Raw genomic sequence first — 25,990 nt, forward strand, 5'->3', positions numbered from 1 at the left:
CTTCTCTCGATCTTCGGTATCCTCTGCACTCAGTGGAGGAACACCTATGCAGATCTACAAAGTCGGCGGCGCAGTGCGTGATCGCCTGCTCGGCCGTCCCGTCAGCGAAGTGGACTGGGTCGTGGTCGGCGCCAGCGCGGAACAGATGCAGGAGCTCGGTTATCGCCCGGTTGGCGCCGATTTTCCAGTGTTTCTGCATCCGCAGACGGGCGAGGAATATGCCCTGGCACGCACCGAGCGCAAGAGTGGCCGCGGCTATGGCGGTTTCACCTTTCACGCCAGCCCCGACGTCACGCTGGAAGACGACCTGACCCGCCGCGACCTGACCGTCAACGCCATGGCCGAGGACGACCAGGGCAGGCTGATCGATCCTTACGGCGGTCAGCAGGATCTTCAGGCGCGCCTGCTGCGCCACGTGTCCCCGGCCTTCGCCGAAGATCCGCTGCGCGTACTGCGCGTCGCCCGCTTCGCCGCACGCTATGCCCCGCTCGGCTTCAACGTCGCGCCAGAAACACTGCAACTGATGCGCGAACTGGCGGAATCCGGCGAACTGGGCCATCTCACCGCCGAACGTAGCTGGAAGGAAATTTCCCGTGCGCTTATGGAGCCGCGCCCCGACGTGTTCATCCAGGTGCTGCGCGATTGCGGCGCGCTGGCGGCGCTGCTGCCGGAAGTAGATAAGTTGTTCGGCGTGCCGCAACCGCAGGCGCACCATCCCGAAGTCGACACCGGCGTGCATGTGCTGAGCGTGCTGCGCCAGTGTGCGGAGCACGACCAGCCGCTCAATGTGCGCTGGGCCTGCCTGCTGCATGATGTTGGCAAGGGGTTGACGCCGGAGGCCGAATGGCCGCGGCATATCGCTCATGAGCACAAGGGGCTGCGCCTGATCCAGGCGATCAATGAACGCTGCAAGGCGCCACGCGACTGCGCCGAACTGGCAGCGCTGGTGGGCGAGTTTCATACCCACGGCCACCGCGCGCTGGAGCTGCGCCCCTCGACGCTGCTCGAGCTGCTGCAACGCTTCGACGTGTTCCGCCGCCCGCAGCGCTTCGCCGAATTCGTCGCCGCCTGCGAGATGGACGCCCGCGGCCGCCAGGGATTGGAACAGCGGGACTATCCACAAGCCGCTTACCTGCTGGGCGCAGCCGAGGTAGCACGGCAGGTGGCGGTCAAGCCGCTACTGGAGAAGGGCTTCAAGGGCGCAGAGCTGGGCGAGGCGCTCAACCGCGAACGCCTGCAGGCGCTCAAGGCCTACAAACAGCAGCACGCCTCGTAGGAGCGGCTGGGCGGCATTCCGTTTCAGCCGCGATCATCACAGCTCCGCGGCCCGCCTTTTCGCGGATAAATCCGCTCCTACCGATCAACGCCAACCCGTAGCCCGGAAGCAATCCGGGACATTCCCAGCGTCCGTTCTCCCGGATTGCATCCGGGCTACGAAGAGCGCGCCTGCAGCAGTTCGGCCGGCGTCAACTCGGCGCCGCGCCACTGGAAGGCAGTCGGCCATAACTGCTGATCGATCTGCGCCGAGGCCCAGAGTTCGGCGAACGAACGACCATCGACCGGGTGGCACACCTGCGGCGCCAGCAAGGCCAGCGGCCAGAGCACGAAGGCGTTCTTGAGAATTTCCGCCCGCGGCAGGATCAGGCCGTTGAAGTTGCCGACCTGCTCGCCATACAGCAACACGTCGATATCCAGCGGCAGGCCCTTGCGGTCCGGCGCGTAGCGGCCGTTATCGGCCTCGATGAACTTCAGCCGGCGATCCAGCTCCAGCAGCGGCAGCGCGGTTTCGCCGACCACCACCAGGTTGAAGAAATTGCCGCTCTTGATGCCCACCGCATGGCTTTCGAAGACAGGCGAGCAGCGCATGTCACTGAGCAGGCCAGCCAATGCATCGAGCCCGGCAGCAAGGTGAGCCTCACGCTGCACATTACTGCCGAGGCCGAGATAGACGCGAGTCAGAGGCATCCGCGCTCGATCTCCACACCCACGCCGCCACGTGCGGCCGGCACTGCACCGGGCTTGGTCAGTTTCAGGCGAATCCAGGGAATATCGAACTCATCCATCAGGAGCTGCACCAGGCGCTCGGCGAAGGTCTCGACCAGAATGAACTGCGATTCGGCCGCGAAGGCCTGGATGCGCGTGGACACGCTGGCGTAGTCGAGCGCCAGATTGAGGTCATCACCCGCTGCGGCCGGGCGGTTGTCCCAGGCCATCTGCAGGTCCAGACGCAGGCACTGGCGAATGTCGCGCTCCCAATCGTAGGCGCCGATCACCGTGTCGACTTCCAGCCCCTCGATAAATACTCTGTCCACCGTACTCTCCGCGCCACGACAAGGGCGCTGCACCTCGTTAGAATCGGGCCACCCCATGCCCTGGAATGGCCACCATGTTCTGGCTTCTGGCAATCCTTGCCTACCTGCTCGGTTCGTTGTCCTTCGCCATCCTGCTCAGCCGACTCGCTGGCGGGCCTGACCCGCGTGCCAGTGGCTCGGGCAACCCCGGCGCCACCAACATGCTGCGCGTGGCCGGCAAGAAACTCGCCGTCATGACGCTGATCGGCGACCTGTTCAAAGGCCTGCTGCCGATCCTGATCGCCAAGCTGTTCGGCCTCAGCCTGCACCAGCAGGCCTGGATCGGGCTGGCGGCGGTCGTCGGCCATCTTTACCCGCTGTACTTCCGTTTTCGTGGCGGCAAGGGCGTGGCCACTGCCGCCGGCATGTTGCTCGGCCTCTATCCACCGGCCGCCTTGCTTGCCCTGACTGCCTGGGCGCTGGTGTTCCTGCTGACCCGTACCAGCTCGTTGGCATCGCTAATTGCCACGCCGCTGACGCTACCGCTGCTGGCCTGGCAACAACCGGAGGCCTTGTTACCGGCCTGCGTACTCACCGGTTTGATCGTGTGGCGGCACCGCAGCAATCTGCGCGATCTGTTCGCCGGTCGCGAGCGGCGTTTTTGATTCGATAACAAAAACTGTAGGAGCGAGCTCTGCTCGCGAATTTTCCGGTTCGCGAGCAGAGCTCGCTCCTACGCGTAATCCCTTGGGGCGCTCACAGCGCTGGCAGCGACTCCATCGGCCAACGCGCCTTTACCTTGATCGCCAGATCTTCATGCTGCCCGGCCAGCAAACGCTGGCAACCGGCATAGGCAATCATCGCACCGTTGTCGGTGCAGAAACGCGGACGCGCGTAGAACACCTTGCCCTTCATTTCACCCAGCATGCGTTCCAGATGCTCACGCAGCGCCTTGTTGGCGCTCACGCCACCCGCGATGACCAGGCTCTTCAGCCCGCTCTGCTTGAGCGCGCGCTTGCACTTGATGGTGAGAGTCTCAACCACTGCCTGCTGGAAGGCCAGCGCGATGTCGCGACGGGCTTGGTCGAGGTCGTCGTCGCCAGCACGGCATTGCTGCCAGGTATTCAAGGCGAAGGTCTTCAGGCCGCTGAAACTGAAATCCAGGCCCGGACGATCAGTCATCGGCCGCGGGAAGACGAAGCGCCCCGGCGTGCCCTGTTCCGCCAGCTTGGCGATCTCCGGGCCGCCGGGGTAATTCAGCCCCATCAGCTTGGCAGTCTTGTCGAAGGCCTCACCGGCGGCATCGTCCAGCGACTCGCCGAGCAATTGGTACTGACCGATGCCATCGACCCGCACCAGCTGGGTGTGGCCGCCGGACACCAGCAAGGCGACGAACGGAAAGGCCGGCGGCTGTTCTTCCAGCATCGGTGCCAGCAGGTGACCTTCCATATGGTGCACGCCGACGGCCGGAATGCCCCAGGCAAAGGCCAGCGCCTGCGCGCAGGAAGCGCCCACCAGCAGCGCCCCGACAAGGCCGGGGCCCGCCGTGTAGGCCAGTGCATCGATATCGCTGGCCTGCTTGCCCGCTTCATCCAGCACCTGGCGGATCAGCGGCAGCATGCGTTTGACGTGATCACGCGAGGCCAACTCGGGCACCACGCCGCCATACACACGGTGCAGGTCGATCTGGCTGAACAGGGCGTCAGCCAGCAGGCCGCGCTCGCTGTCATAGAGCGCGACGCCGGTTTCATCGCAGGAAGTTTCCAATCCCAGTACGAGCATAGAGCTTGAACCTTGGTTTGCCGCGTGGAACAAAGGCGCGCATGATAAGCGCCGCCCGGCGGAGCGACCAGCGCTTTTCGACCTAAGGGCTTTGCATTCCGCGCGACGAGGCGGTAACATCCGCAACCCTTGAAAACCGACGCATCCCGAGCCATCTGCCGGGCACGCGTTGAAACCGGTAATTAAAGATAGGTACGACCTGGATGCCAGCCGTCAAAGTTAAAGAGAACGAACCCTTCGACGTAGCTCTGCGTCGTTTCAAGCGCTCCTGCGAAAAAGCCGGTGTACTGGCTGAAGTTCGCAGCCGCGAATTCTACGAAAAGCCGACCGCTGAGCGTAAGCGCAAAGCCGCTGCCGCTGTTAAGCGTCACGCCAAGAAAGTGCAGCGCGAGCAGCGCCGCAGCGTTCGCCTGTACTAATAACGTACACGCCACGCTCGAATGCCCGGCTTATGCCGGGCATTGCATTTGAAAACTCCGCCTCGCGCTTAGCGAGTGAGCGGAGTTTTTGCTTTTCTACCCATCCGTTGTCCAGCGCCTGCGCCGGGCAGTATGCTGAGCGTCTATGGCCGGCCTGATCCCGCAATCCTTCATCGATGACCTGCTCAACCGCACCGACATCGTCGATGTGGTGAGTTCGCGCATCCAGCTGAAGAAGACCGGCAAGAACTACAGCGCCTGCTGTCCTTTCCACAAGGAAAAGACCCCCTCCTTCACCGTCAGCCCGGACAAGCAGTTCTACTACTGCTTCGGCTGCGGCGCCGGCGGCAATGCCCTCGGCTTCGTCATGGACCACGATCAACTGGAGTTCCCCCAGGCGATCGAGGAACTGGCCAAGCGCGCCGGCATGGACGTGCCGCGCGAGGAAAGCGGCCGCGGACACAAACCCAGGCAGCCTGTCGACTCGCCACTCTATCCGCTGCTCAATGCCGCCGCCGAGCACTATCGCCAGGCCCTGAAAAGCCATCCACAGCGCAAGTACGCCGTGGACTATCTCAAGGGCCGCGGCCTAACCGGCGAGATCGCCCGTGACTTCGGCATCGGCTTCGCGCCGCCCGGCTGGGACAACCTGCTCAAGCATCTGGGCGCCGACGCCCTACAGCAGAAAGTCATGATCGACGCCGGCCTGCTGATCGAGAACGCCGAAAACGGCAGGCGCTACGACCGCTTCCGCGACCGCATCATGTTCCCCATCCGCGACAGCCGCGGCCGGGTGATCGCCTTTGGCGGCCGCGTGCTGGGCGACGACAAGCCCAAGTACCTGAACTCACCGGAAACCCCGGTATTCCACAAGGGTCAGGAACTCTACGGCCTGTACGAGGCGCGCAAGCACAACCGTGATCTCGACGAGATCATGGTGGTCGAAGGCTACATGGATGTCATCGCCCTTGCCCAACAGGGCCTGCGCAATGCCGTGGCGACCCTGGGCACGGCCACCAGCGAGGAGCACCTCAAGCGCCTGTTCCGCATCGTGCCCAGCGTGCTGTTCTGCTTCGACGGCGACGCCGCCGGGCGCAACGCTGCCTGGCGCGCCCTGGAATCGACACTGTCGAGCCTGCAGGATGGCCGCCGCGCACGCTTTCTGTTTCTGCCCGACGGCGAAGACCCGGACACCCTGGTACGCGCCGAAGGCACCGATGCTTTCCGCGCGCGCATCAACCAGCATGCCCAGCCACTGGCCGACTACTTCTTCCAGCAACTGTGCGAAGAAGCCGACCCGCGCTCGCTGGAAGGCAAGGCGCATCTGGTGACCCTGGCCGCGCCGTTGATCGACAAGATTCCCGGCAACAACCTACGCGCCCTGATGCGCCAGCGTCTGAGCGAGATCACCGGCCTTTCCGGCGAAGCCATGAGCCAGGTCGCCAGCGCCCCACGCAGCCATGCGCCAAGCACACCCAACCATGCGCCCAGCAGCGACTACCCGGATTACGGCGACATTGCCGATAGCGGCTACTACGACAACCTGCCGGATGTCGGCGGCTACGAGCAGCCTGCCCCACCCCAGCAGCAACATTACGAGCGCAACAACGAAGGCGGCAAAGGCAGCTGGAAGAAAGACGGCGGCGGCAAGTGGAACAAGAAGGGAAAGGGCGATTTCGTGCCACGTGGCCCGCGTACTGCGGTGAGCGTCGAATCACCACATCTGATTGCCCTGCGCACCCTGCTGCACCATCCGCAGCTGGCGCAAAAGGTCGAGGATGTCAGCCACTTCGCCGACGAAGAGGACACCTACGCGCAACTTCTCGTAGCGCTGGTCGGCGCTCTGCAGAAGGCGCCCAACCTGCGCTCGCTGCAACTGATCGCCCGCTGGCACGGCACCGAGCAAGGTCGCCTGCTAAGGGCACTGGCAGAAAAGGAATGGCTGATTCAGGGCGACAACCTTGAACAGCAGTTTTTCGACACCATTACTACACTTGCAAATAGTCAATCGCAGAGGCGGCGTGAAAAGGCGCTCCGCAGCATCATTCATAAAAGCCCCAGCGAGCTCACAGACGAGGAAAAGACATTGCTCAGAGAGCACTACAGCCTCACTTCCTCACCGAGCAGCAAGTCCCCAACTGGCGCCTAGAGCCAAAACCGAGGTATAATCCTCGGCTTGTTTTCAGCCCGCCAAGACCTTCAGTGGATAGGGTGTTATGTCCGTAAAAGCGCAACAGCAATCTCGTTTGAAAGAATTGATCAGCCGTGGTCGCGAGCAGGGTTACCTGACGTACGCGGAGGTCAATGACCACCTGCCGGAAGATATTTCCGATCCGGAACAGGTGGAAGACATCATCCGCATGATCAACGACATGGGGATCAACGTATTCGAGAGTGCTCCGGATGCGGACGCCCTGTTGTTGGCCGAAGCCGACACCGACGAGGCTGCAGCAGAAGAAGCCGCTGCCGCCCTCGCCGCCGTTGAGACCGATATTGGCCGCACCACCGACCCGGTGCGCATGTACATGCGCGAAATGGGTACCGTGGAACTGCTGACCCGCGAAGGCGAGATCGAAATCGCCAAGCGCATCGAGGAAGGCATCCGCGAAGTCATGAGCGCCATCGCTCACTTCCCCGGCACTGTCGACGGCATCCTCGCCGAGTACAACCGCGTCACCACCGAAGGCGGCCGCCTGGCCGAAGTCCTCAGTGGCTACATCGACCCGGATGACGGCAGCGTGCCTGACGAAGCTGCCGCCCCCGTTCCCGTCAAGGAAGGCGCCGCCGCTGAAGAAAGCGACGACGAAGAAGAAGACGAGAACGGCGACGACGAGGAAGAAGAAGGCGATGGCGGCCCGGACCCGGAAGAAGCGGCTCGCCGTTTCACCGCCGTGGCCGAGCAGCAGGACAAGGTCCAGAAGGCCCTGAAGAAGCACGGCCGTGGCAGCAAGCAGGCCATCGAAGAGCTGGCCGCCCTCGCCGAGCTGTTCATGCCGATCAAGCTGGTGCCCAAGCAGTACGAAGCCCTGGTCACCCAGGTGCGCGATGCCCTGGACCGCCTGCGTGCGCAAGAGCGCGCCATCATGCAGCTGTGCGTACGTGATGCGCGCATGCCGCGTGCCGACTTCCTGCGCCTGTTCCCGGGCAACGAAATCGACATGGACTGGGCCGGCGACCTGGCCAAAGGCAAGGCCAAGTACGCCGAAGCCCTGGGCAACCTGCAGGGCGACATCCAGCGCTGCCAGCAGAAGCTGGCTGATCTGGAAGCCGAGTGCAGCCTGAGCCTGGCCGAGATCAAGGACATCAACCGTCGCATGTCCATCGGTGAAGCGAAAGCTCGCCGCGCCAAGAAGGAAATGGTCGAGGCCAACCTGCGTCTGGTCATCTCCATCGCCAAGAAGTACACCAACCGCGGCCTGCAATTCCTCGACCTGATCCAGGAAGGCAACATCGGCCTGATGAAGGCGGTGGACAAGTTCGAATACCGTCGCGGCTACAAGTTCTCGACCTACGCCACCTGGTGGATTCGCCAGGCGATCACTCGCTCGATCGCCGACCAGGCGCGCACCATCCGTATCCCGGTGCACATGATCGAGACGATCAACAAGCTCAACCGCATCTCCCGTCAGATGCTGCAGGAAATGGGTCGCGAGCCCACTCCGGAAGAGCTGGGTGAGCGCATGGAAATGCCCGAGGACAAGATCCGCAAGGTATTGAAGATCGCCAAAGAGCCGATCTCCATGGAAACCCCGATTGGCGACGACGAAGATTCGCATCTGGGCGACTTCATCGAGGACAGCACCATGCAGTCCCCGATCGACGTGGCCACCGTCGAAAGCCTCAAGGAAGCCACTCGCGAAGTGCTGGCCGGCCTCACTGCCCGTGAAGCCAAGGTCCTGCGCATGCGCTTCGGTATCGACATGAACACCGACCACACCCTCGAGGAAGTGGGCAAACAGTTCGACGTCACCCGTGAACGTATCCGCCAGATCGAAGCCAAGGCGCTACGCAAGCTGCGTCACCCGACGCGAAGCGAGCATCTGCGCTCCTTCCTCGACGAGTGATACCAGAATCCCCGGCCCAGGCCGGGGGTTTTGCTTTGTGAAGCACATTGCACACGAAACCTTTATCCAGCCAGATCAAGCGGTTGGCGCTGGCGAGAACGCATCGGTATAATCCGCCGACCTCTGAGGGCCTATAGCTCAGTTGGTTAGAGCAGAGGACTCATAATCCTTTGGTCCACGGTTCGAGTCCGTGTGGGCCCACCACCTTCAAAGCCGCGCACTGCGCGGCTTTGGTGTTTCTGCGATGAAAAAAAATCGCTGCAACGCCGTCCCGCCGCCCACAAGCGTCCACCCGCCCCCAAAGGCTATAAAAAGCATCCGGGATGCCAACTCTATAGCCGCGCGGCATGGGAGCGATTAGACAGTGAGCCGAATAGCCGGCATTATCGGCTCACTGAATGAGCCGAATAGGCTCACTAATCGGCTCACAGATGCACGCCCCTATGAATGACCCTCTCTGGATCTGGCAGCAGCCCGACTGGCCGCATTTCAGTTGGCAAGGCGAAGCGCTTGCTCCGCTGCTGCGCGCTTGCGGTCAGGCTCAGGGGCGTTTGTTAGGAATGCTCGGTGCGGTGGGCAATGACACCGAAGTGCAGAGCAGCCTGGATGCCATGCTGCAGAACATCGTCACTTCTTCAGCCATCGAGGGTGAGCAGCTGAATGTCGGCTCGGTGCGCTCATCACTGGCACGGCGCTTGGGGCTGAACGAAGAGGGTCGCACCACCTCACGTTCCGAAGGCCTGGCGGAACTGCTGCTCGATGCCACCCATGCGCATCAACAACCGCTGAACGAACAGCGACTCTTTACCTGGCACCGTTGGCTATTCCCCAGCGATGACCAACTGCTGGCTCGACCGTTACACATCGGCACACTGCGCGGCGAAGAGCCGATGCAGGTGGTTTCCGGACGCATCGACCGCCCGACAGTCCATTTCGAAGCCCCTCCCCGCGCGGGGCTGGAAGCGCAATTGGCGGACTTTCTCGCCTGGTTCGATAGCAGCCGCAGCGATGCCAGCCTTGACCCCTTTCTGCGCGCCGGCATCGCCCACTTCTGGTTCGTGACCCTGCACCCGTTGGATGACGGCAACGGCCGCCTTACGCGCGCCATCACCGATCTGGCATTGGCTCAGGGCGAGCAACAAGCCATCCGCTTCTACGCCATGTCGGCGAGCATCCTCGACGACCGCGCCGGTTACTACCGCATCCTCGAAGCCAGCCAGAAAGGCGGGCTGGATATCACCGCCTGGCTGCAGTGGTTTCTCGCCACCTTACTCAACAGCCTGGAGCAGGCCCTTGCTCGTATCGACCGCGTGCTGGTCAAGGCGCGCTTCTGGCAGGCACACCGCAGCCAAACGCTATCGGCGGAGCAGATCAAAGTGCTTAACCGCCTGCTCGATGGCGGCGAACGGGGTTTTGAGGACGGTATCAGCGCAGCCCAGTACCAAGCCTTGGCCAAGGTATCCAAAGCCACCGCCACACGTCACCTGGGCGATTTACTCGAAAAGGGCTGCATCGAACGACTGCCCGGCGGCGGGCGTAGTACCCGTTACCAGATAGCACGCTGAGCTGAGTCCTTCGCCCCTGGTGCGTCATCGCGCCATAGGACAATGGTCGCGATCCCCTTGAGCACTCGAAAGCAATTGGCCATTATCGGCTCAGTACCAGGCATCTGGATTTCGGCACACCTGCTCGCCTCTCCATCAAGCAGCTCGGCTCAAGGAAGAAAATGGATTACAGCCCGATAGTCGCTCAGGTCTGGGGCATGCTGACCTGGTTTATCCCCGCAGCTCTGCTGATCGGCCTGCTCAAATCGCCCTGGGCCAAGGGGCAGATCGGCGAACTGCTGGTGCGCCTGTTCGCCCACTGGCAGCTGGACAAGCAGACCTACCGCCGCCTGCACAACGTCACCCTGAACACGCCAGACGGCACCACGCAGATCGACCACGTATTCCTCTCGCCCTACGGCATCTTCGTGCTGGAAACGAAGAACATGAGCGGCTGGATCTTCGGCAGCGAGAAGCAGGCGCAGTGGACGCAGAAGCTCTACAAACGCACCTTCAAGTTCCAGAACCCGCTGCCGCAGAACTACAAGCATCTCAAAGCGCTAGAAGCCACCCTTGGCGTCAACCCCGAACACCTGCATTCGGTCATCACCTTCGTCGGCGGCAGCACCTTCAAGACCGAAGTGCCGGCCAACGTCACTCAGGGCATTGGCTTTATCCGCTATATCTAGTCATTCCAGCAGCCAGTCTTCAGCGCGGCTGAAGTCGACGCCATGCTGCACGCCCTGCAAACCGGCCGCCGTGCACCTACCCTCGCCACCCACCGCGAGCATGTGCAAAACCTGAAGCGCCGGAGCGATCCGACAGCCGAGCGGCAATGCCCGAAATGCGGCAGCGCACTGCTGATTCGTACCGTGAAGACAGGACCTAAGGCTGGGCAGCAGTTTTGGGGATGCTCGGGGTTTCCCAAGTGCCGAACGATGCAGAGCTTATAGATGCAAAGGAAAGCAGAGAATCATGGTCTGTCCCCAAATACTGGCATTCTTTAATGGTAGGTCTTCAGCGTCCCGTCGCTGCGCTGTAGGTGCTGGCAGTGTAAGATCAGACGACTAGGGTCATAGATAGCCTCTTTGACCGACCATAATGGCTACGGAGGGCGAAGAATGCTCAGTTTCTTGAAAGCATCACTTGGCGTTGGATGTGGTTTGGGGGCGCTAGCAACCGGTCTGCTCTATTCTTTCTATCGCGAATGGATTAAGTCAGATCTTTTAAATCACCTACCCCCTGAGCTGCTGTTGCAAGTCGTACATCTATAGTCTAGGGGCTACCGTATTCTGTTTCATAGTGCTGATTGTGGCGCATGTAGGATCGAAGTCTAGTGGCGTCACTGCAACTGCTGACAATGGCGGCACCGCTGTCAACTCGACAGGCAAAGGAAGTGTTAACGTAACCGTTAATAGGCCCAAATGAGATGACTAAATCTCAGACAGCCGAAGCAAATAACGGCGGAATAGCAGTAAACAACAATGGCGGCGAAGTGAGCGTCACCATAACCGCCCTCTCAAAAGTAACCTCCATATTAAATCCGCTGTTAATTAAAATTATCGAAGCATACAAGCCTGAAGAATCAATCGATGGCGAAATCGTCGACTATCTTGGAGTAGACGAGAAGCTTGAGTATAACGCTGTAGCTGCGTATGCGGAAGACATTCGAGAATACAGTGGTCACATGGGCCTGATAGAGGCCTTAATTGAGAGCATTGATAACGAAGACCCAGGTGCGAAGAGCCGGTTTCTCTGGGCCATTCAACAAAAGTACAAGCAAGCAAAGAAAGAACTGCTTATAGAAGGCAGTATTCGCACAACAAACAAAAGCGAAATTTTTGAATTTATTAAAAACAATTCCGACCGAATTCTACTCAAAGTCTCGAAACTTATTGATGAAACTTTCGAAGGCTTTGACGGCGCCACCATTGAGATCGTGCACTCAGCCAAAGAGCTCATAGTTTGCTACGGCTTTATAAATTGCAAAATTTTAGAGCCACCGAAATGATTTTAAGCAATGCACAATCCCCCGCCAAAAGCCCATATATAATAGGCGGACAAATTCTCTCCACCCTTAAAAACAACAACTTTAGCGAGATGAGCCCACTGCTTTTGCATCGTGAGTTCAATCTAGCCTATGACGAAGTCTCTTTTGCATACTTCATGTATGCTCTAGATTGGCTTTTCATTGCTGGATGCATTGAGCTAACTAAATCCGGCGATATTAGTCTATGCAACTGAAGCTACTATCTGTATTCGATGGCGAGAAGGAAATTCGGCGCATTGAATTCAAAGACGGAATAAACATCATCACCAACTCAGGTGCAAATGGAAATCAGGTCGGTAAAAGTAGCTCTCTTAGAGCCATAAATTTTTGCCTCGGCGGATCCCACGACAGCTTTTGGGTCGACCCCGACAATGGCAAAATAAATGAGCAAATAAAAGACTTCCTTACCAAGGGAACAGTTCGATTTGAGCTTACACTTAAGCTTGCCTCCGGCCTACATAAGCTCAGCAGAACTCTTTTCGCACAAGCTCAAAAGAATCGCGACGTAATAAAGAGCTAAAATTTTATCAATGGTGCTCCTTTCCACGGTAGCGAAAAATACAAAAATGAGGTCGCAAAATTATTTGGCTACCACCGAAGCCAACCGACTTACGGTGCTATTAAGAATAAATTCTTCAGAATTAATCGCCAGACGTGCAACAGCTCAATCAAATATTTGACCGCCTACACAAGCGACAATGAATACTCATTGATATATTCATACCTGTATGGATTTGACGGAATCAATAGTATTCAGGATCTAAACCTTATTGATGACGAAATAATATCCGAGAAAGAGCGCATTAAGGCGCTGCTTGGCGGCCATAAAATCGAAGCTTTAGAATCCACCCTTAAAGAAATTGACTCCCAAATTTCAGACTTAGAATCCCGCGAGGATGACTACGACATTGTTGACAGCCAAAACCATGCAATTTCGAACCTTAAGCAATCCAGGCAGGATGTGGCACTAATTTCTACAAAAATTGCCAACTTAGAAACAAAGTTATTTCACAATCAAAAAACAATCGAAAGATATAAGCACAACATTGTTGAAGCTGACATTAATGCGATCTCTGCACTTTATAACGAAGCAAAAGCAGTAATCCCCAACCTAACTAAAACCCTTGAGCAGACTATTGAATTCCATAACTCGATAATGTTTAGAAAAGCGAAATACGTTGAAGAACTGAGCAAAGCGGTTAGAGATGAAATTTATGACTTAAAAACTGAGCTCGGGAATAAACTTGATACCGAAAAGAAGGTTGTCAAAGATATTTCAAGGGATAGCCAGTTTAGCGGATTCATCCTAATCGAGAAGGAAATTCAAAATAAGCGCGAGGAGCGAGGAAGAATAACCTTCATTATTGACGAAGTAAGAAACTCAGAAAAAATAATAAAAGAAAAGTCAAAAAACAAGAAGATATTCGTAAAGATATTGCATTAAGTCATACGGACTTCGATACCAAACTAGCAGCATTCAATAAAAGCTACCGTTTCATAACCAAGAAAATATTCGGCTCACATTATAATGAGCTGTTAGCATGTGACGACGGCTCCGGAAAACTACGATTCTCCATCAAGTATGAAGAGCTAAACACTGGTGACGGCGCACCAAGAGCTGCCGCGATGGCGTTTGATATGGCTTACGTTGATTTTGGCAATAAAAGAAGCTCAAGATTTATCTCGTTTACAGTCCAAGATTATCTAGAGTCGGCAGACGAGGAGAAATTAAAAGCGCTCTTCATGATTGCAAATTCGAGAAAGATCCAAACAGTCGTCTCGATCCTGAGTGATAAATTATATGGCTTGAGCAAAATTTTCCTGAAAGAGAATGTAGTGCTCACGCTTTCTGCTGATGACAAATTTTTCAAGATCAAATAATTTAAATGGATCTCTTTACCATATATCGTACCTAGCAAACATTAAACCGTCCTCAATATCCATGCCTTTATATCTAGCGCAGAACAACCAGGGACAGACCACGATTTACCGCTGAAAAGCTTGGTCTGTCCATCGTTCCTCCCTGCACTGCGACCTCAAATCTGCCTCCACTAACCAAAGCTCTGCATAAAAGGCCTGGCACACTGCCTGATTGCCGCGACCACATGCGGTGCTTGTTCGCTCAGCTCGGTTGAGCGCGCCAGCACTCGTTCCAGTGCTTGCAACTGCTCGCGGATCAATTCTTCTGGCCGCGCCACATCACAGACTTGAGCAAAATCCAGCAGCCCTTGGCGCGACGCGAAGAGCGACTTGTTGCCTACGAGATCCAGCGCCAAAACGTCCTCTGAGATATAGGCAGTGGTATTGACGATATCGTAGGCCGGTGCCAACCGCGCATCGCGCTGGGTCGGGTTGGAATACAGCAGCCCGAAGTTTTTCAGATGGGCATCGCCGTTACCGACGATGCAGCTCAGGGTGACGATGGCGAATAGCTGTGCCAGCGAGCCTTGCACCTGCTCGGGCGCACAGAACAGGCGGATGGCCTTGGCGATGGCTGAATAGCTCTTGCTGTACTTTTGCTGCGCAGCCAGCCCCATCAAGGCCGCCATGTCCTCGAAGCCGATGGGGTTGAGTTGTTTATCCCGGTCGAAACGGCGCATGACGAACAACTTGGCGTTGTCGGAAAGGTAGAATTCCGGCACCGCGATGCCCGCCTCTTTGGCGATGGACATGCAAAGGAACTCGTTGATCGCCAGCCCTGGAAACTCGTCTCGACCGCTCTTGATGATCAGCTCGGAGGTTTTCGAGGTGAAGCGTTGCGGCATCGCGCCCTGGTGCTCCGGCACCAGCACCTTGGGCTGAACGCCCGAAATCCCGGCGCGCAGGATGTAGCGATCCACCAGGCTGGCAAAAATATCTTCTGCTCCATCCCAGGCGAGGATTTCTTCCAGTTTTTCGCCGGGGAATTGCTGTCTGCGCAGCAACGCATCCACGTCAGGCGAACTGACCGTCACCCGCCCGATAGGCGAACTGCTGCCAGACAGCGCCAACAGCAACATCGGGTCAAGGTTGGCCACCTTGGCCAGGCGGTTGCGTAGCTGTTCAAGGACGTAGCCTTCCGGCAGGTTCATCTGGAAAATGGGGTGCAGTTCCCGATGGCGGTATTCGTCCAGGCGTACCGGCATGAGCAAGCTGATCGCTGCCTGCGCCTTGGCATTCTCGTGGTAGCGGAACAGATAGTCAGTGCCACTGGCAAGCACCTTGCCGCTATCGCCCTCAGGCGTTGCAACCTGCAGCACGGCTGTCATCAATCGAACACTCCCTGTATTTCGTCCAGCGTGGGCATGGCTGCTGGAACCACCTCGAGTTCGGCATCGAGGGCTGCCAGGGCGCGTGCATAGGCCGTCATCCCCACCGTGAGATCGCCCTTCTCGATGGCAATGACCTTTTGCCGCGTGATACCCGCCAGCGAAGCGAGCGCAGCCTGCGTCAGCCCGCGATTAAGACGGCGCTGCCGAAGCTGATCGCCAAGTCGTAGCGTGATGAGGGCATAGTCCATGTTCTTTATACGTAACAAATCATATTAAATGTAACGTATACCGAACTATCCGAGAAAGCAAAGCGAATCAGGTTGCTCGTACAGGCCACTGAAAACCCTAGGCGAGGCAGCCGATGCCATACAGATGGCAGCCTCGCCCAGTTTTTTGGAGACCCAACGCCCCTACGGTTAACTGCCCCCGTTTGCACCCCTGCCATATTAACGCCACATTTTTCCCTGAACCTTTGCCCCTCTCGCCCAGTCGGCTTAAAGAACCGTCGCGCTTTGCGACGCCAGCAAAGGATGCGCGATATGCCGAACCGCGCCAGCAGAATCGACGTTTCACAACTGCAACTCGAACAGCTATGGCAGCGTTATCAGCGGGTACGCGCTGCCACGGAAGGCCTCTGCGAGCCGCTGGAAGCCGAGGATTACGTGATCCAGAGCATGCCGGACGTCAGCCCGCCGAAATGGCATCTGGCGCATGTGACTTGGTTCTTCGAGGCCTTCGTGCTGCAGCCCTTCCTGCGCGGCTATCGCCCGCTGGATGAGCGCTACGACCATCTGTTCAATTCCTACTACAAGACCCACGGCACGCCCTTCGAGCGGGCGCGGCGTGGTTTGTTGTCGCGGCCGGCGGTAAGCGAGGTGTACGCCTATCGCAGCCATGTCGATCTGGCGATGGAGCAGTTGCTCAACAGCATGGGAGCCGACCTCAATGACGAGGTGCTGCAGCGGGTCGAGCTGGGGCTGGAGCATGAGCAGCAGCATCAGGAGCTGCTGCTGATGGATATCAAGCACATCCTGGCGCAGAACCCGTTGCGCCCGGTCTATCGCCACGACCTCATGCCGGGCGGCGCCGAGGCGAGCGAGCTGCGCTGGGTTAACTTTCCCGCCGGCTTGCGCCATGTCGGCCATGCCGGCGACGACTTCGCCTTCGACTGCGAGCGGCCGCGCCATCGGGTGTTCGTCGAGGCCTTTCAGCTCGCCAGCCGGCCGGTGAGCAATGGCGAATACCTGGAGTTCATCCGCGACGGCGGTTATCGCAGCACGGCGCTGTGGCTGGCGGATGGCTGGGACCATATCCAGCGCGCCGGCTGGCAGGCGCCGCTGTACTGGCAACGCGAGGGCGACGACTGGCTGGAGCTGACCCTGGGCGGCCCGCGCGAGCTGGATTTGGATGCACCGGTCTGTCACCTGAGCTACTTCGAGGCCGAGGCCTTCGCCACCTGGGCGCAGGCGCGCCTGCCGCGCGAAGAAGAATGGGAAGTTGCCGCGCAGGACGAACCGCTGTGGGGCAACTTCGTCGAGAACGATCATCTGCAGCCGGTAGCCGCGGGCGCCGGCAATGGCCTGCAGCAGCTCTATGGCGATGTGTGGGAATGGACCGCCAGCGCTTACCGGCCCTATCCCGGCTTTCGTCCGCTGGGCGGCAGCCTGGGTGAATACAACGGCAAGTTCATGTCCGGGCAGATGGTTTTGCGCGGCGGCAGCTGCGCCACCCCCGAGGATCACGTTCGCCCCACCTATCGCAACTTCTTCTACCCCACCATGCGCTGGCAGTTCTCCGGCCTGCGCCTGGCCAAGGAGCTCTGAGCATGGCATTGGCAATCCGCACCAACGAACAGTCCATCAGCCCGGAACAGGAAAGCCTGCGCGAAGAGGTGTTGCGCGGCTTCGCGGCCAGTCCGAAGGCGATGTCGCCGAAGTTCTTCTACGATCACCGCGGCTCGCAGCTGTTCGAGCTGATCTGCCAGCAACCGGAGTACTACCCGACGCGCACCGAGGAGACCATCCTGCGCCTGGCGGCGAACGATATCGCCGAGCTGGCCGGGCGCAACGCCAGCTTGGTGGAGCTAGGCAGCGGCGCCAGCCGCAAGATTCGTCTGCTGCTCGAAGCCCTGCGCCCAACGCGTTACCTGGGCGTCGATATTTCCCGCGAGTTTCTGGATATCTGCACCCGTCGCCTGGCCGCCGATTATCGCTGGCTCGACGTGCACGCGCTGTGCGCGGACTTCAGCCAGCCGCTGAAATTGCCTGCCGAGGCGCTGGGGCAACGGCCGCTGGCGTTCTTCCCCGGTTCCAGCATCGGCAATTTTGACCCGGATGAAGCCCGTGCCTTTTTGCGTAATTTGCATCGGGCGCTGCCGGCCGGCAGCGGCTTGCTGATCGGCGTGGACCTGCTGAAGGACCGGCAGGTGTTGGAGCGCGCCTACAATGATGCGGCCGGGGTGACCGCGCTGTTCAACCTCAACCTGCTCGAGCGCATCCGCAACGAGCTGGACAGTGATATCGACCCGCGGCGCTTCGAGCATCGGGCCTTTTTCAACGAGGCCGAGTCGCGTATCGAAATGCACCTGATCAGCAAACAAGCGCAACAGGTACGCATCGAGGATCGCGTGTTCGACTTCGCCGCCGGCGAAACCCTGCACACGGAGAACTCCTACAAATACACGCCGAGCGGCTTTTGTGGATTGGCGGGTGAATGCGGCTTCGCCTCGGTCGCCATGTGGCGCGACCCGGCCCAGTTGTTCAGCGTGCATTTTTTGCGGCGGGAATAATGGCCGTGTAGGAGCGAATTTATTCGCGATCTAGTTTGGGCACCGAGTCGGGCCTATCGCGAATAAATTCGCTCCTACAGAAAGAGGATGCCTTGGCTTCGTTGCATGTGGGTCTCGGCGTTTGGCGATGAGGACGATGCCTGGGACGCAACCTAACGGTGAATGTGGCCTCGCCTCGGGCGCCATGTGGCGCGACCTGGCGCAGTTGTTCAGCGTGCATTTTTTGCAGCGGGAGTGATCGCCGTGTAGGAGCGAATTTATTCGCGATCATGTTTGGGCACCGAGTCGGGCCTATCGCGAATAAATTCGCTCCTACAAGAGAGGGTGCCTTGGCTTGGCGGCTTATGGACCTCAGCGCTTGGCGATGATGTACACCGCGTGGACGATGCCGGGGATGTAACCGAGCAGGGTGAGCAGGATGTTCAGCCAGAACGCGCCGCCGAAACCCACCTGGAGGAACACGCCCAGCGGTGGCAGCAGAATGGCGATGAGGATGCGGATTAGGTCCATGTGGTACTCCTTTACGTTCCATAAGGGGTACTGAAACAGACCCAAGGCAGCGCCTTGCAGTTCATTCGCGATGACGACGCCTGCTGCAGTACTGAGAACCAGCCACTGGCACCAGCGGGGATATGACTTTAGTCTGGCGCCAGGATGGAATCGCCCATATGCCTGAACAATTACAACAAGAACGCATCATCGTCGCCGATGATCATCCGGTTTTCCGCGATGGTCTGTGCCGCATCGCCCAGCGCGTCTTTCCCCAGGCGTGCCTCCTCGAAGCCGGAGACATGGACGACGTGCTGCACCTGGCGCACGCCGGCACGGCGCCGAGCCTGTTCATGCTCGACCTGCTCTTCCCCGGTCAATCACCGCAGGCCATCAGCGCATTGCGGGAGGCGTTTGCGCGCAGTTCGATCGTCGTCGTGTCGATGATCGACAACCGCGAGCTGATCGATGAAGTGATGGCCGCAGGCGCCGATGGCTTCATCGGCAAGGCGACGCCACCTGATGAAATCGCCGCTGCGCTACTGGCCGTGCGCGAAGGTGAGTTCGTCCTGACCCTGGGCCCCGCCGGCGTGCCGGCCTTCGCCGAAGACCGCCACCTGCTGGAACAGCTGACGCCGCGGCAGCAGGAGGTTCTGCGACTGGTGGTGCGCGGCCTGTCGAACAAGGAAATTGCCCGCGAGCTGGCGATCTCTCCCTTCACCGCGCGCATCCATGTTTCCTCGCTGCTGCGCACGCTGGACGTCAGCACGCGCGCCGCAGCCGCGGCCAAGGGTGCCAAGGCCGGGCTGGTGTGACCCTCACGCGGCCTTGAGCTTGAGTTTCAGCGCCACCAGCAGCGAGCGCAGCTCGGCGGGCTGCACCGGCTTCGACAGAATCGGGATATCGCTGTCACCCACCTGTTCCTGCACACGACGCACGTCGTGGCCGGTCATGATGATCGCCGGCACCTTGCGCCCGCTGCTGCGACGCAGGTGCTGAATACAGTCGGCGCCCGAGGCCTCGGTGCCGAGGTCGAAGTCCGTCACCACCAGATCGAAATGCCTCGACGCATCGGGCAGCGTGTTGAAGGTGGCAACCTCGCAGCCCCATTTCTGTAGCAAGGTCGCGGTGGCCAGCAGCACGTTGTGGTCATCCTCGATCAGGCACACGCGCAAACCATCGAGCATACGCGGCATTTGCGGATCACTACGCCAGGTAGCCGGTTTCGCACTGGGCGCTTCGACCCGCTGCAGGCCGTCGATCAGCGCCCGCGTGCCGCGCGCCTCCACCGAATGAATATTCACGCGCATGTCCATCAGCGCGCCCAGCCGTCTGACGATCGCCAGGCCCAGGCCCATGCCCTCGACGTCGCTGTCTCGCTCCTGGCGCACGCGGTAGAACTCTTCGAAGACACTGTCCAGATGGTCGGCGGCAATACCGCGCCCCTTGTCGTAGACCTCGATGGCAACGCCTGGCCCGCGGCGCCGGCAGGCGATCAGCAGCGGCTTGCCGGGAGCGTATTTCAGGGCATTGGAAAGCAGGTTCTGCAGCATGGTGGTGAGCAGCACCGGATCGGCCCGCACGTGAATCGGCGGGCAGCGCAGGCGTACTTCGACGCCGGCCCAACGCGCCGCCTCGGCATTCTGCTGGATCAGTTGCTCAAGCAGAGGGCGCAACGCCAGCGGCTCCAGTTGCGGTACCACCTTGCCGCTATCGAGCGAGTACATGTCGAGAATGGTGCGGAACAGGCGCGCGACGCTGTGCAGCGACTTGTCGATGTTCTCCACCAGGCGCCGCTGCTCGGCGCCCAGACTGCTGTCACGCAGGCAGGCGGTGAACAGGCTGATGGAATGAATGGGTTGGCGCAGATCGTGGCTGGCCTGGGCGAGAAACTGCGATTTGGCGCGGATAGCCGCCTGCTCGGCCTCGGCCGCCTGACGCGAGCGCCTGAGCAGGGCGTGCATGTAGGCCGGCGCCATGATGGTGGTGAGCAGCAGCGTGACGATCAGGTAGGGCTGCGACTGCCAGTAAGGCGAGGTGCTGGCGGTCACCGTGAGCGACAGCAGCGCCATGACCGTGGCCAGCAGCAGGTAACCGGAGCCGTAGCGCAGGCCGTAGCCGATGGTGACCCAGATCAGGATCGCGTAGACCGGCAGCATGGCCGCGCCGCCGTTTGCCAGTGCCACGGTGATACCGGCGTAGTCGGTGAGCATGGTGAACAGCCGCCGCCCGCGATAGTGCCCCGGACGACGCAGGATATCGGACCAGATCAGCGTGGCCACGACGCAGAACAGGCCTTTGAGCAGGAAGATCTTCCACACCAGCGCCGGGTCGATCAGGGAAAAATGATACAGCGCTGCGGTGTAGCAGCCGGCAACGGCCACGAAGATCATGCGCACCCCGGCCTGGGCGCGCTCTGTGTCATAGGCGGAAACCTTCCTGGTCATGGCAACCCCCTGCTGACCGCTCTCATCTTGTCTGCCGGCACCTTAGGCCGGAGTCTGCCACCGGTGCAAGGAACTGGTTGGCAGGCGATTCGCCATCAGTACACCCGTACTATTTCGTGCCTGCCGCCGTCGTTCCTAGAATCCGGGCAACGCCTCGGCACCGGGTTGGGGCACGGTCATTGAAGGGAATGTCTGATGAACATCAAGGAACGAAGCCTGGCGATCGTCCTGAGTACCGTTGCACAGGCCTCGCTGAGCGGATGCCTGGCGCAGAACACGCAAACCCAGGGGCTGCAGAACACCCAGCTGGCCAGCGACCCATGCGCCCCGACCGCGACCAGCAGCCTGATCGCCACCGGGCGCAGCCTGCTGGACATGGCCAATACCGTGCTCGAGACCCAGCACAGCCTCAACGGCAACTCCGCCACTTACGCCCAGCGCATGCAGGTCGCGGAGAACGCACAGAAGGTCAACCAGGGCCATAACGTGCTGAGCAACGTCGAGACCCTTGCCGGTGCCGGCCAGCAGCCTTGCGTGCCCGCCGCGGCGCCAGCCAGCGCGTCGCGCTGACAAACGCCATTCAAAGCCGAACGTCGAGCTTGTCCAGTAGTAGCTCAGGCGGCAGGTCGGCGCTGACCAGTTGATTACGCCCGCGCTGCTTGCCGCTGTACAGGCGGCGATCGGCGGTGCGGTACAGCTCGGCAGCGCTGCGGCCATCCCTCGGCCAGGCGGCCAAACCGAAGGTGGCGGACAGTGCGATCTGAGCACCGTCGTACTCCAGCGGTTGATTGGCGATCTGCTTGCGCAGCTTTTCCACCAGCGGTTCGGCGCCCGCGCTGTCGGTATGGCGCAGCAGCAGGCCGAATTCCTCCCCGCCCAGGCGCCCGAGAAAGTCGGTCACGCGCAGACGCTGCTGCAGTAGCTGGCAGATGTGCTGCAGCGCCATGTCGCCGGCATCGTGCCCCCACTGATCATTGACCTGCTTGAAGTGGTCGACGTCGAGTAGCACCAGCACCAGATGCCCGCTGCTGCGCTCGGCCTCCTGGATGCTGCGCTGCAGCGCGTGCTGGAAGCTGCCGCGGCTGGCCACGCCAGTCAGCGAGTCGGTCTGCGCCAGGCGCTCCAGCTCCTCGTAGGCCTGCATGCGCAGGCCGTCGTAGATATGCACGAAGACCAGGATCAATACGCCACACAGAGCGGCGTTGCCGACGTCGATCAGGCCATGAGTGTCCAGGTTCAGGTGGTTGTCGGCGAAGTACAGCAGCAGGCCGGCGAGCATGAACGGCGCAGTGAGCAGGAAGGCGCGACGCTTGCCCAGCAGCAGGTAGGCCAGCAGCGGAATCATGTACAGCCAGACGAACGCCGCCGAGGACGCATCCGGCATGACGATGATGTAGAGGATGAAGCAGAAGGTCGGGATCAGGTACAGGTAGATCCACAAGTACAGATGCCTGGCGCGTTCGATGCGCCAGGCACCGAGCAGCAGCAAGGCCGTGAACAACACTTCAACGATGGCGAACGGATAGTTGCCGGCCAGCGCCTGCAGGATCGAAAAGCCACCGAGGGTCAGGCCGGTGGCGAGCAGGATGGTACGCACCAGTGCGCGCTTGCCAGCCTCCAGAAGGCCGTCGCTGTGCCCTGCACCTACATCCCTGTGATCGTTATAGTTGCCATCGCCCATTTTATTGCCCAGCACCACCTGCGACGGTGCGCAGCCCCCGCGCTGCACACCTTCAGGCAACTATAGACGGCCTTGCCTGTTTTACACCGCGTAACCCATTACGCGCGGCAGCCACAGGGCGATTTCAGGGAAGATCGCCACCAGAAGCAGGGCGCTGGACATCACCACGACGAACAGCGCCGCCCAGCCGACGGTCTGCTCCAGACGTATCTTGGCGACTTCCGCCGTAACCATCAGGTTGATCGCCACCGGTGGGGTGAACTGACCGATGGCGATGTTCATCGCCAGCAGGATGCCGAACCACACCGGATTCCAGCCGAAATGCTGCATGACCGGAATCAGGATCGGCATCAGGATCAGGTAGATCGAGATGGCATCGAGCAGCATGCCGGCCAGCAGTACGGCGAGCATCACCAGCGCCAGCAGCACCCAGCCGTTGTCCGACAGCGAGATCAGCCATTCGGCCAGGTGGCGGAAGGTGCCGAGCATGGTGCCGGCCCAGGCGAAGATACCGGCCAGGGCGATGATCAGCATGACCACGCCAGAGATCACCCCGGCCTCGCCACACAGGCGCCAGAGGCTGCGCCAGTTCAGTTCGCGGGTGAGGAACAGGCCGACCAGCACGCCGTAGGTCACGCCGACCACAGCCGCTTCAGTGGGCGTGAACAGCCCGCTGCGCAGGCCCCCGAGGATCAGCACCGGAGCGAACAACGCCGGCAGCGCCTGCTTGAAGCTTTCACCCAGCGGCGGACGCTCGCTCGCCTCCGGCGACTCCCAGCCATAATGACGCGACAGCAGCCAGGCCGGCACCAGCAGCACCAGACCGACCAGAATGCCGGGAAACAGGCCGGCAGCGAACAGCGCGCGCAGGTCCACGCCTGGCACCACGATGGAGTACAGAATCAGCGCGATCGACGGCGGAATCAGGATCGCCGTCGAAGCCGACGCGGCGATCAGCGTGGCCGAGAACGGCTTGGGATAACCAGCCTTGGTCATGCTCGGCAGCATCACCATTGCCACGGCTGCGGCGTCGGCCGGCCCGGAGCCGCTCATGCCGCCCATGATCAGGCACACCAGCACCGCGACCATGGCCAGGCCGCCATGACGCGGGCCGATCAAGGCCTGGGCGAAGCGCACCAACCTGAGCGCTACGCCGGCCTTCTCGAACACCAGGCCGGTGAGGATGAACAGCGGAATGGCGATCAGCGGGTACTTGGCCACGCCGTTGTAGGTGTTGGTGCCGAGAGTGGCGAGCATGTCCGGCGACAGGCCGGCGATGATGCCGATGGCCCCGGACAGGCCGAGGGCGAAGGCCACCGGTACGCCGAGCGCCAGCAGTACGGCGAAACTGAGGATCAACCAGAGATCAGGGCTCATCGCTGATCCTCCCGCGCAGGCGATCGAGGGTCATCTGGGTCAGGCGCACGAACACCAGCAGCGCCAGGATCGGCAGCCAGACCACGTACCACCAGTTGGGCAGTCCCAGACCGGGCGATTCGGAATCCCACTGGAACTCCTCCCAGGCGAACTGCCCGCCGTACCAGCACACCAACCCCAGCACCAGCACGCCGGCCAGCCACTGCAGCAGGATCAACGGCGTGCGCAGGCGCGGGAACAGGCGCTCGAGCAGGCCGATACGAATGTGTCGGTTGCTGCGCATGGCCACCGAAGCACCGGCGAAGGTGAGGATGACCAGTAGGAACACCGAGATTTCCTCGGTGAAGGCAAAGGATGCATCGGTGAAATAACGCACCACGACATTGGCCAGGCTGATCAGACTGATGATCACCAGGGCCAGGGTGGCCAGAACGCGCTCCAACGGCGCGTCGAGTTGCTTACTCATAAGAACCTCGAATGACCGGATCGAGGCGCTCGTGCAGTGGCGCTCCCTGCCCTCTCCCCGACCCCTCCCGCAAGCGGGAGAGGGGAGCAGAGCAGGCTAAGGGACATCCACCACTACGCCCCGTAGTGTGGGCTTCCGGTCAGATAAAACGAATCAGGGCTGGGCCACGGCCTTGCGCGCGGCTTCCATCAGCGCGTCGCCGATGCGCGGTGCCCATTTCTCCTGCACGCTGGCAGTGGCCTCGACGAACGCGGCGCGCTCGGCGTCGGTCAGTTCGATCACTTGCACGCCGCGCTCACGCACGTCGGCCAGGCGCTGGGCCTGAGCGCCACGCGACAGCTCGATCTCCCACTTGCCGGCGTCGATGGCGGCCTGGCTGAGCAGTTCGCGATCTTCCTCGGGCAGGGATTTCCATACGCGCTGGTTGACGGCGAACACCAGTGGGTCGGCCATGTAGTCCCACAGGGTCAGGTACTTCTGGCCGACCTGGTCGACACGCGCCACGTCGAAGACCGACAGCGGGTTTTCCTGGCCGTCCACCGCGCCGGTGGTCAGCGCCGGCTTGGCATCGGCCCAGCTCATTTGCGTGGGGTTGGCGCCGAGAGCAGTGAAGGTGTCCTGGAACAGCGGCGAGCCGACCACGCGGATCTTCAGGCCCGCCAGATCGGCCGGGCTGCGCACCGGCTTGGCCGAGTTGGAGATCTGCCGGAAGCCGTTCTCGCCCCAGGCCAGCGGCACGATGCCGCGCTGCTCGATGGCGGCGAAGGCCAGTTTGCCGGCTTCGCCCTGGGTGATGGCGTCGAGGTCGGCATCGTTCTTCATCAAAAACGGCAGGGAGAATAGGTTGAGTTCCGGCACCTGCGGCGACCAGTTGATGGTCGAGCCCACGGCCATGTCGATCAGCCCCGAGCGCATGGCGGAAAATTCCTTGGTCTGGTCGCCGGCGACCAGTTGCGCGTTGGGGTAGACGCGCAGGGTGATGCGCCCTTCGGAGCGCTCGTTGACCAGATCGGCCCACTTCTGCGCGGCCTGGCCCCAAGGGAAGGCATCGGAAAGTACGGTGGAGACGGAGTATTCACGCGCCTGCGCGGTGGCGCACAGGGCGGTCAGCGCAGCGCCGGCGGCGAGCGCGGAGAAGAGTCGCTTGAGTTTCATCGGGGCGTCCTTGTGGATCTTGGTGTTGTCGTTGTGGCACCGGCAAAGCGGTGCGGATCCAGCGGCGGGCGTATGGCTCGCCTGGCGCGCCAGGTCAGCGCGAAAGGGACACGGCAGGTGTCAGGGCTGCCGGGCAGGCCTTGTGAGCGATCGGCAGGTGCCGGCGGGTTACGCGCAGCCGCTCAA

At 60.5% G+C, this 25,990-nt stretch carries 25 protein-coding genes, 1 tRNA gene and 1 pseudogene; 16 read left to right on the top strand and 11 right to left on the bottom strand.

The features are described 5' to 3' along the window. The first annotated feature begins 46 nt into the window (after window positions 1-46). The gene (locus P3C50_RS20820; RefSeq protein ID WP_275547425.1) at window positions 47-1,276 is read left to right on the top strand and encodes a multifunctional CCA addition/repair protein; all 1,230 of its coding nucleotides are present in this window, start codon (window positions 47-49) and stop codon (window positions 1,274-1,276) included. A gap of 155 nt (window positions 1,277-1,431) precedes the next feature. Here the strand turns inward: P3C50_RS20820 and folK are convergent, their stop codons facing one another. Together folK and folB are read right to left on the bottom strand one after the other, a co-directional pair. After that, complete coding sequence (gene folK / locus P3C50_RS20825; RefSeq protein ID WP_275547426.1) at window positions 1,432-1,965, bottom strand: 2-amino-4-hydroxy-6-hydroxymethyldihydropteridine diphosphokinase; 534 nt, start codon at window positions 1,963-1,965, stop codon at window positions 1,432-1,434. Then, window positions 1,956-2,312 (bottom strand): dihydroneopterin aldolase, encoded by a 357-nt coding sequence (gene folB / locus P3C50_RS20830; protein ID WP_275547427.1) that lies wholly within the window; start codon window positions 2,310-2,312, stop codon window positions 1,956-1,958. The genes folK and folB overlap by 10 nt, the downstream gene beginning before the upstream one ends. Window positions 2,313-2,386: 74 nt before the next feature. On the opposite strand from folB, the gene plsY reads away from it, so the two are divergent. Further along, on the top strand, window positions 2,387-2,956 hold the full coding sequence (gene plsY, locus P3C50_RS20835) for a glycerol-3-phosphate 1-O-acyltransferase PlsY (protein ID WP_275547428.1): 570 nt from the start codon (window positions 2,387-2,389) through the stop codon (window positions 2,954-2,956). A 91-nt stretch (window positions 2,957-3,047) separates the two neighbouring features. Here the strand turns inward: plsY and tsaD are convergent, their stop codons facing one another. Further along, window positions 3,048-4,073 carry a tRNA (adenosine(37)-N6)-threonylcarbamoyltransferase complex transferase subunit TsaD gene (gene tsaD / locus P3C50_RS20840; RefSeq protein ID WP_275547429.1) on the bottom strand — a complete coding sequence of 342 codons (1,026 nt, stop codon included), beginning with the start codon at window positions 4,071-4,073 and terminating at the stop codon, window positions 3,048-3,050. 203 nt (window positions 4,074-4,276) lie between these two features. Here tsaD and rpsU point away from each other — a divergent pair, with 203 nt between their 5' ends. The 10 genes and pseudogenes from rpsU (at window position 4,277) to P3C50_RS20885 (ending at window position 13,594) form a co-directional block, all read left to right on the top strand. After that, complete coding sequence (rpsU, locus tag P3C50_RS20845) at window positions 4,277-4,492, top strand: 30S ribosomal protein S21 (protein WP_003290642.1); 216 nt, start codon at window positions 4,277-4,279, stop codon at window positions 4,490-4,492. 145 nt (window positions 4,493-4,637) lie between these two features. Next, window positions 4,638-6,641: a DNA primase gene (gene dnaG, locus P3C50_RS20850; RefSeq protein ID WP_275547434.1), complete on the top strand. Its 2,004-nt coding sequence runs from the start codon at window positions 4,638-4,640 to the stop codon at window positions 6,639-6,641. Between the two features lie 67 nt (window positions 6,642-6,708). After that, a complete protein-coding gene (gene rpoD / locus P3C50_RS20855) occupies window positions 6,709-8,556 on the top strand; it encodes an RNA polymerase sigma factor RpoD (RefSeq protein WP_197856904.1) in 1,848 nt (615 codons plus the stop codon). Window positions 8,557-8,683: 127 nt separating this feature from the next. Further along, a tRNA-Ile gene (locus tag P3C50_RS20860) sits at window positions 8,684-8,760 on the top strand. Between the two features lie 239 nt (window positions 8,761-8,999). Further along, complete coding sequence (locus P3C50_RS20865; RefSeq protein ID WP_275547435.1) at window positions 9,000-10,121, top strand: Fic family protein; 1,122 nt, start codon at window positions 9,000-9,002, stop codon at window positions 10,119-10,121. Between the two features lie 161 nt (window positions 10,122-10,282). Continuing rightward, window positions 10,283-11,053, top strand: a pseudogene (locus P3C50_RS20870) (NERD domain-containing protein). A gap of 476 nt (window positions 11,054-11,529) precedes the next feature. Beyond that, window positions 11,530-12,111 carry a hypothetical protein gene (locus P3C50_RS20875; protein ID WP_275547436.1) on the top strand — a complete coding sequence of 194 codons (582 nt, stop codon included), beginning with the start codon at window positions 11,530-11,532 and terminating at the stop codon, window positions 12,109-12,111. Next, entirely contained in the window at window positions 12,108-12,344 is a 237-nt protein-coding gene (locus P3C50_RS24190) for an ABC-three component system middle component 6 (protein WP_343252591.1), read from the top strand. Before P3C50_RS20875 ends, P3C50_RS24190 begins: the two co-directional genes overlap by 4 nt. Then, window positions 12,335-12,670 carry a hypothetical protein gene (locus P3C50_RS20880; RefSeq protein ID WP_275547437.1) on the top strand — a complete coding sequence of 112 codons (336 nt, stop codon included), beginning with the start codon at window positions 12,335-12,337 and terminating at the stop codon, window positions 12,668-12,670. Before P3C50_RS24190 ends, P3C50_RS20880 begins: the two co-directional genes overlap by 10 nt. 156 nt (window positions 12,671-12,826) lie before the next feature. Next, window positions 12,827-13,594: a hypothetical protein gene (locus tag P3C50_RS20885; RefSeq protein WP_275547438.1), complete on the top strand. Its 768-nt coding sequence runs from the start codon at window positions 12,827-12,829 to the stop codon at window positions 13,592-13,594. A 607-nt stretch (window positions 13,595-14,201) separates the two neighbouring features. On the opposite strand, the gene P3C50_RS20890 is transcribed toward P3C50_RS20885, so the two are convergent. Next, on the bottom strand, window positions 14,202-15,398 hold the full coding sequence (locus P3C50_RS20890; RefSeq protein ID WP_275547439.1) for a type II toxin-antitoxin system HipA family toxin: 1,197 nt from the start codon (window positions 15,396-15,398) through the stop codon (window positions 14,202-14,204). Then, entirely contained in the window at window positions 15,398-15,649 is a 252-nt protein-coding gene (locus P3C50_RS20895) for a helix-turn-helix transcriptional regulator (RefSeq protein WP_275547440.1), read from the bottom strand. The genes P3C50_RS20890 and P3C50_RS20895 overlap by 1 nt, the downstream gene beginning before the upstream one ends. Window positions 15,650-15,940: 291 nt before the next feature. On the opposite strand from P3C50_RS20895, the gene egtB reads away from it, so the two are divergent. Then, window positions 15,941-17,224 carry an ergothioneine biosynthesis protein EgtB gene (gene egtB / locus P3C50_RS20900; protein ID WP_275547441.1) on the top strand — a complete coding sequence of 428 codons (1,284 nt, stop codon included), beginning with the start codon at window positions 15,941-15,943 and terminating at the stop codon, window positions 17,222-17,224. Between the two features lie 2 nt (window positions 17,225-17,226). After that, entirely contained in the window at window positions 17,227-18,189 is a 963-nt protein-coding gene (gene egtD / locus P3C50_RS20905) for an L-histidine N(alpha)-methyltransferase (RefSeq protein WP_275547442.1), read from the top strand. A 351-nt stretch (window positions 18,190-18,540) separates the two neighbouring features. Here the strand turns inward: egtD and P3C50_RS20910 are convergent, their stop codons facing one another. Next, the gene (locus P3C50_RS20910) at window positions 18,541-18,699 is read right to left on the bottom strand and encodes a YqaE/Pmp3 family membrane protein (RefSeq protein WP_003084988.1); all 159 of its coding nucleotides are present in this window, start codon (window positions 18,697-18,699) and stop codon (window positions 18,541-18,543) included. Between the two features lie 158 nt (window positions 18,700-18,857). Between P3C50_RS20910 and P3C50_RS20915 the strand changes: the two genes are divergently transcribed. Next, window positions 18,858-19,493: a response regulator transcription factor gene (locus P3C50_RS20915; RefSeq protein ID WP_275547443.1), complete on the top strand. Its 636-nt coding sequence runs from the start codon at window positions 18,858-18,860 to the stop codon at window positions 19,491-19,493. Between the two features lie 3 nt (window positions 19,494-19,496). Here P3C50_RS20915 and P3C50_RS20920 read toward each other — a convergent pair whose 3' ends face one another. Beyond that, window positions 19,497-21,125 (bottom strand): hybrid sensor histidine kinase/response regulator, encoded by a 1,629-nt coding sequence (locus P3C50_RS20920; RefSeq protein WP_275547444.1) that lies wholly within the window; start codon window positions 21,123-21,125, stop codon window positions 19,497-19,499. A 195-nt stretch (window positions 21,126-21,320) separates the two neighbouring features. On the opposite strand from P3C50_RS20920, the gene P3C50_RS20925 reads away from it, so the two are divergent. Beyond that, window positions 21,321-21,695, top strand: a complete 375-nt coding sequence (locus P3C50_RS20925; RefSeq protein ID WP_275547445.1) for a hypothetical protein — start codon at window positions 21,321-21,323, stop codon at window positions 21,693-21,695. 10 nt (window positions 21,696-21,705) lie between these two features. Here P3C50_RS20925 and P3C50_RS20930 read toward each other — a convergent pair whose 3' ends face one another. The 4 genes from P3C50_RS20930 to P3C50_RS20945 all read right to left on the bottom strand — a co-directional run bounded on the left by P3C50_RS20930 (window position 21,706) and on the right by P3C50_RS20945 (window position 25,804). Beyond that, window positions 21,706-22,806 (bottom strand): GGDEF domain-containing protein, encoded by a 1,101-nt coding sequence (locus tag P3C50_RS20930; protein ID WP_275547516.1) that lies wholly within the window; start codon window positions 22,804-22,806, stop codon window positions 21,706-21,708. Window positions 22,807-22,887: 81 nt separating this feature from the next. Then, complete coding sequence (locus P3C50_RS20935) at window positions 22,888-24,183, bottom strand: TRAP transporter large permease (RefSeq protein ID WP_275547446.1); 1,296 nt, start codon at window positions 24,181-24,183, stop codon at window positions 22,888-22,890. Further along, window positions 24,173-24,649 (bottom strand): TRAP transporter small permease, encoded by a 477-nt coding sequence (locus tag P3C50_RS20940; RefSeq protein WP_275547447.1) that lies wholly within the window; start codon window positions 24,647-24,649, stop codon window positions 24,173-24,175. The genes P3C50_RS20935 and P3C50_RS20940 overlap by 11 nt, the downstream gene beginning before the upstream one ends. 153 nt (window positions 24,650-24,802) lie before the next feature. Further along, a complete protein-coding gene (locus P3C50_RS20945) occupies window positions 24,803-25,804 on the bottom strand; it encodes a DctP family TRAP transporter solute-binding subunit (protein ID WP_275547448.1) in 1,002 nt (333 codons plus the stop codon). Window positions 25,805-25,990: the final 186 nt, after the last annotated feature.

This window comes from Pseudomonas sp. Marseille-Q0931 (assembly GCF_940789645.1).
GTDB lineage: Bacteria > Pseudomonadota > Gammaproteobacteria > Pseudomonadales > Pseudomonadaceae > Aquipseudomonas.